Source organism: Amycolatopsis sp. NPDC003731, from assembly GCF_053586895.1.
Map to the genome: position 1 here is coordinate 1 of NZ_JBSFNC010000273.1, position 5,650 is coordinate 5,650.

Genomic DNA, 5,650 nt, shown 5'->3' on the forward strand with positions numbered 1-5,650 from the left:
TGCCGCGTCGAGGCGGGAAAGCGTGCCTTGACCCGGCACCACCGGCCGTGTTCTGGCTTCGGATCGGGGTGGCGGGGGAGGGCTGGGTGGGGTGCCGGTGCGGGGCCGCGTGCCGGTTCCGGGCGGTGAGGCGGTTCAAAGGGCGCTCTGGCTTCGCCGGAGCCCTGCCAGGCCGCGGAAAGCCGCCGGGGTGGGGTTGGTGGCTTGCCGAGGCGGGGAAGGCCGCCGGGGCGCCCCCCGGTTTCACTCTACCGGCGGCCACCGACAATTTCGGGCCGCTCAGGCGGCACCGGGCACCGGTGGCCGGCCGCCCGGGCGACCGCGGCCAAGCCATCGCCGCGGGGGTGCCCCCCGTTTTCCACTCTACCGGCGACCACCGACAGTTTCGGCCACCCCAGCCAGCCGCCGCCTGCTCGCTCGGAGTCAGGCGGCCGCCGACGGTTGTCGTTCCCTCGGGGCTGTGCGGCCCACGCTGACTACGGCCGCGAGGATCTCGTCCGGGTCGATGCCCGGTTCCCACAGCTCCGTGCCGACCACGTGGGCCAGCCTGCGGCGGCGGTGTTGCGGGGTGTCCGTCAAGGCGACCTCGGTCGGGCGGCCCTTTTTGACCGCGTGGACCGCCCGGGTCACGAGGATCGCCTCCTGGCGGGTGGTGCCCAGTTCCGCCGCCGCGGCGAAGATCCTCTCCGCCGCGGCGTGACACCTTTCGTCCATCAGGCCTGGATCTCGCGGCGGCCGGACCGGTCACCGCCGATCTCGATGCGGCGGGGCTTGGCCTTCTCGGCTACCGGGATGCGCAGGGTCAGCACGCCCGCCTCGTAGTCGGCGGCGATGTGGTCGGTGTCGAGGCTGTCGCCGAGGAACAGCTGGCGGGAGAACACGCCCAGCGGCCGCTCGGAAACCTGCATCTCCACGTTGTCGCCACCGGGGAGCGGGCGGCGCTCGGCCTTGACCGTCAGCACGTTGCGCTCGATGTCGAGCTCGATGGCGTCCGGAGCGACGCCCGGCAGGTCGAAGCAGACCACGAACTCGTCGCCGGCGCGGTAGGCGTCCATCGGCATCGCGGTGGGCTTCGACCAGGTTCCGGTGGTGCCGAAGACCTGCTGGGTCAGGCGGTCCAGCTCACGGAACGGGTCGGTGCGCATCAACATCGTTGTCCTCCTTCTGGGCTTCGACGGGCGTTGTCAACACGCACTACTGTTCTAGCATGTCATCCAAACGATGACAAGTAGAAAGTCGTCATCAAGATGACAGTGTGAGCCCGGCGCCACCGGGAACACGGGACGGGAGATCCAGTCCCGTCCCGAAGGAGCCACCGTGCCCGAGCAGCCCCCCCAGCAGCAGACCCCGCCCGGCACCACCGCCGCCATGACGCCGCGGCCCGACCACGGCGAGCACAGCTACCGCGGCTCCGGCAAGCTGACCGGCAAGGCGGCGCTCATCACCGGCGCGGACAGCGGGATCGGCCGCGCGGTGGCGATCGCCTACGCCCGGGAAGGCGCCGACGTGCTGATCTCCTACCTCGACGAGCACGAGGACGCCGAAGAGACGCGGCGCTGGGTGGAGGAGGCCGGGCGCAAGGCCGTCGTCGTGCCCGGGGACGTCGCCGATCCCGCGCACTGCCGGGCCCTGGTCGCCCGCACCGTCGAGGAGTTCGGCCGGATCGACGTCCTGGTCAACAACGCCGCCTTCCAGATGACCCACGAGACCCTGGAGGAGATCCCGGACGAGGAGTGGGACCACACCCTCGCCACCAACCTGAGCGCGTTCTTCCACCTCGCCAAGGCCGCCGTGCCGCACATGAAGCCCGGGGCGTCGATCATCGGCAGCTCGTCGGTGAACTCCGACAACCCGACGCCGCAGCTGCTGCCCTACGACGTGACGAAGGCGGGCATCGCGAACATGTGCGCGGCCCTCGCGCAGCTGCTGGGACCGAAGGGGATCCGGGCCAACAGCGTCGCGCCGGGGCCGATCTGGACGCCGCTGATCCCGTCCACCATGCCGGAGGAGCAGGTGAAGTCCTTCGGCGAGCAGGTGCCGCTGGGTCGCGCCGGGCAGCCGGCCGAGCTGGCGCCGGTGTACGTGCTGCTGGCCTCCGACGACGGCAGTTACGTCTCCGGCGCCCGCGTCGCGGTGACGGGTGGCGCGCCGATCCTGTGACCGGCGCTCAGCTCCGCTGAAGGTGCGCGCAGACGGCGAGGTTCCCGGCGACGCACGCCGGGAACAGCCACGGCAGCGCCAGGAAGATCCCGGCCGCCACCAACGCCAGTGCGACGGCGTCCAAGCACAGGCACCACCGGAGCCGCCGGGCGCCCGTCTCCAAGCCTCGCTCGATCCCGCGCAGCCGCCGCCGCTCCCACGCCCGCAGCGGCGGGCCCGGGTCAGCGGCCGCGGGGGTCGTCACTGTCGCCCTGGTCGCTGGGCTGGATGGCGCCCGCGGCCACCTCGGCCGGCGACGGCTTGTCGCCGGGGTGGCCGCGGGTGACGTGCCCTTCGGCACGCATCCGCTCGACCATGTGCGGGTAGTGCAGCTCGAAGGCGGGGCGCTCCGAGCGGATGCGGGGCAGCTCCAGGAAGTTGTGCCGGGGCGGCGGGCTGGTGGTGGCCCATTCGAGAGAGTTGCCGTAGCCCCACGGGTCGTCGACGCCGACGGGGGCGCCGTAGCGGTAGCTCTTGAAGACGTTCCAGATGAACGGCAGCACCGACAGGCCCAGCAGGAACGCGCCGATGGTCGACACCATGTGCATCCAGGTGAAGTTGTCGCTCGAGAGGTAGTCGGCGTAGCGGCGCGGCATGCCCGCGTCGCCGAGCCAGTGCTGGATGAGGAACGTCGTGTGGAAGCCGATGAACGTCGTCCAGAAGTGCCACTTCGCCAGTCCCTCGTCGAGCATCCGGCCGGTGATCTTCGGGAACCAGAAGTAGATGCCGGCGAAGGTGGCGAAGACGATCGTGCCGAAGAGCACGTAGTGGAAGTGGGCGACGACGAAGTAGCTGTCGTGGACGTGGAAGTCCAGCGGCGGGGACGCGAGGATGACCCCGGTCAGGCCGCCGAGCAGGAAAGTCACCATGAAGCCGACCGACCACAGCATCGGCGACTCGAAGGTCAGCTGTCCCCGCCACATCGTGCCGATCCAGTTGAAGAACTTGATCCCGGTCGGCACCGCGATGAGGAACGTCATGATCGAGAAGAAGGGCAGCAGCACGGCACCGGTGGCGAACATGTGGTGCGCCCACACCACCGCCGACAGCCCGGTGATCCCGATCGTCGCGAACACCATGAGCTTGTAGCCGAACAGCGGTTTCCGGCTGAACACCGGCACGATCTCGGTGACGATCCCGAAGTAGGGCAACGCGACCACGTAGACCTCGGGGTGGCCGAAGAACCAGAACAGGTGCTGCCACAGGATCGCGCCGCCGTTCTCCGGGTCGAACACGTGCGCGCCGAGGTGCCGGTCGGCCAGGAGCGCGAACAGCGCCGCGGTGAGGATCGGGAACGCCAGCAGGATCAGCACCGACGTGAACAGGATGTTCCAGGTGAAGATCGGCATCCGCCACATGAGCATCCCGGGACACCGCAGGCACACCACGGTCGTGATCATGTTGACCGCGCCGAGGATCGTGCCGAGCCCGGTGACGATCAGGCCGGCGATCCACAGGTCGCCGCCGACGCCGGGGGAGTGGATGGCGTTGGACAGCGGCGTGTACGCGGTCCAGCCGAAATCGGGCGGACCACCCGGGGTGAGGTATCCCGACAGGACGACCAGCCCCCCGAACAGGTACAGCCAGTAGGAGAACGCGTTCAGCCGCGGGAACGCCACGTCCGGTGAGCCGATCTGCAGCGGCAGGACGAAGTTGGCGAAGCCGAACAGGTTCGGGGTGGCGTAGAGCAGCAGCATGATCGTGCCGTGCATGGTGAAGAGCTGGTTGTACTGCTCCGGCGAGAGGAACTGCAGGCCGGGCCGGGCCAGCTCACCCCGCATGAGCAACGCGGTCAGGCCGCCGATCAGGAAGAACCCGAACGACGTCGTCAGGTACAGCACGCCGATCGTCTTGTGGTCGGTGGTGCGGATCGTCTTCAGGAGCGTGGCACCGCGGGGACCCCGCCACACCGGGCGGTGGGGGATCGGAGCCGGGCGTGTCACCGTGTCGGTCATCGGACTTCTCACCTGTCGCCGCCGGGGAACGAGCTCTTCCCGCGCGCGTACCCGGGGCCGGGCGAGGCTACACACCCGAATCCCGGGATCAGCCGAACGGGCCGGCTTTGCAACCGGAGCGAGACCCGGGCCGGGGATTGGTGCCGGTCCGGCCGGGTAAGCCTCGGGCTTCACCTGCCGAAAGGAATTGCCATGTCCACCGCCACACCCGCCCGCACCCGGACACCCGTGCAGGTCGCCGCCATGGTCGTCGCGGTCGTCTTCCTGCTGGTCGGCGTGCTCGGCTTCGTGCCGGGCATCACGACGGACTACGACCAGCTGAGCTTCGCCGGCCACGACTCGATGGCCATGCTGCTGGGCGTGTTCATGGTCTCCGTGCTGCACAACATCGTCCACCTGCTCTTCGGCGTCGTCGGCCTCGCGTCGGCCCGCACCGCGCGCGGCGCCCGGACGTACCTCATCGCCGGCGGGGTCGTCTACCTGGTGCTCTGGCTCTACGGGCTGCTCATCGACCACGGCAGCGACGCGAACTTCGTGCCCGTCAACACCGCCGACAACTGGCTGCACCTGGGCCTGGGCGTCGGCATGATCGCCCTCGGCCTGCTGACGGCCCGCGCGGGCCGCACCGGTCCGGGGCCGCACGCGGCCCGGGGTCCCGGCCTCGGCTGACGACCGCGCAGCCGGGCCGCCGCAGGGCGGCCCGGCTGCGGTGGGTCAGTCCTCCTTGGTGCGCATCAGCACGGTCAGCGACCGGCCGCCGACGACCAGCGTTCCGCCGCCCGGCACCGTCCGCGGGGTGGCCAGCTGGTCGCCGGCCACGCCGCCGACCAGGACGCCGCCGACCGATCGGTGGAACACCTCGCCGGAGGCCGAATCCAGGACGATCGCCCACTCCTCGCCGTAACCGCCGTCGGGGACGGTCATCGTCATGTCGTCGTCGTGGGCGTTGAAGCAGAGCAGGAACGAGTCGTCCACCACCCGCTCGCCGCGCGCGTCGAGGTCCGGGATCGCCGTTCCGTTGAGGAACACCGTGATGGTGCGGCCGAAGCCGGACTCCCAGTCTTGGTCGGTCATCTCCTCGCCGGACGGGGTGAACCAGGCGATGTCGCGCAGTTCGTCGCCGCGGCGGATGGGGCGGCCGGCGAAGAAGCGGCGCCGGCGGAACACCGGGTGCTGGTGGCGCAGGTCCACCACCGCCGAGGTGAACTCGAACAGCTCGCGGTTGTGCTCCAGCTGCGACCAGTCGACCCAGGACAGCTCGTTGTCCTGGCAGTAGGCGTTGTTGTTGCCCTGCTGGGTGCGGCCGAACTCGTCGCCGTGCAGCAGCATCGGCACGCCCTGGGACAGCAGCAGCGTGGCGATCAGGTTCCGCCGCTGCCGCGCCCGGAGGTCGAGGATCTTCTCGTCCTCGGTCGGGCCCTCCGCGCCGCAGTTCCACGACCGGTTGTCGTCGGCGCCGTCGCGGCCGTCCTCGCCGTTGGCCTCGTTGTGCTTTT

6 protein-coding genes and 1 pseudogene are annotated in these 5,650 nt (G+C 70.3%); 2 read left to right on the plus strand and 5 right to left on the minus strand.

Annotation, left to right across the window (positions count from 1 at the left end):
* Window positions 1-423: 423 nt before the first annotated feature.
* Window positions 424-714 carry a hypothetical protein gene (locus tag ACWDN5_RS46120; protein WP_310977321.1) on the minus strand — a complete coding sequence of 97 codons (291 nt, stop codon included), beginning with the start codon at window positions 712-714 and terminating at the stop codon, window positions 424-426.
* Window positions 714-1,151: an Hsp20/alpha crystallin family protein gene (locus tag ACWDN5_RS46125; protein ID WP_310977320.1), complete on the minus strand. Its 438-nt coding sequence runs from the start codon at window positions 1,149-1,151 to the stop codon at window positions 714-716. The genes ACWDN5_RS46120 and ACWDN5_RS46125 overlap by 1 nt, the downstream gene beginning before the upstream one ends.
* 166 nt (window positions 1,152-1,317) lie before the next feature.
* On the opposite strand from ACWDN5_RS46125, the gene ACWDN5_RS46130 reads away from it, so the two are divergent.
* Window positions 1,318-2,160 (plus strand): SDR family oxidoreductase, encoded by an 843-nt coding sequence (locus tag ACWDN5_RS46130; RefSeq protein ID WP_449680722.1) that lies wholly within the window; start codon window positions 1,318-1,320, stop codon window positions 2,158-2,160.
* Between the two features lie 7 nt (window positions 2,161-2,167).
* On the opposite strand, the gene ACWDN5_RS46135 is transcribed toward ACWDN5_RS46130, so the two are convergent.
* The gene (locus tag ACWDN5_RS46135; protein ID WP_310977318.1) at window positions 2,168-2,404 is read right to left on the minus strand and encodes a hypothetical protein; all 237 of its coding nucleotides are present in this window, start codon (window positions 2,402-2,404) and stop codon (window positions 2,168-2,170) included.
* Entirely contained in the window at window positions 2,382-4,154 is a 1,773-nt protein-coding gene (gene ctaD / locus ACWDN5_RS46140; protein ID WP_449680723.1) for an aa3-type cytochrome oxidase subunit I, read from the minus strand. Before ctaD ends, ACWDN5_RS46135 begins: the two co-directional genes overlap by 23 nt.
* 192 nt (window positions 4,155-4,346) lie before the next feature.
* Here ctaD and ACWDN5_RS46145 point away from each other — a divergent pair, with 192 nt between their 5' ends.
* Window positions 4,347-4,823, plus strand: a complete 477-nt coding sequence (locus ACWDN5_RS46145; RefSeq protein ID WP_310977316.1) for a DUF4383 domain-containing protein — start codon at window positions 4,347-4,349, stop codon at window positions 4,821-4,823.
* 45 nt (window positions 4,824-4,868) lie between these two features.
* Here the strand turns inward: ACWDN5_RS46145 and ACWDN5_RS46150 are convergent.
* Window positions 4,869-5,650, minus strand: a pseudogene (locus ACWDN5_RS46150) (glycogen debranching enzyme); the annotation flags it as partial.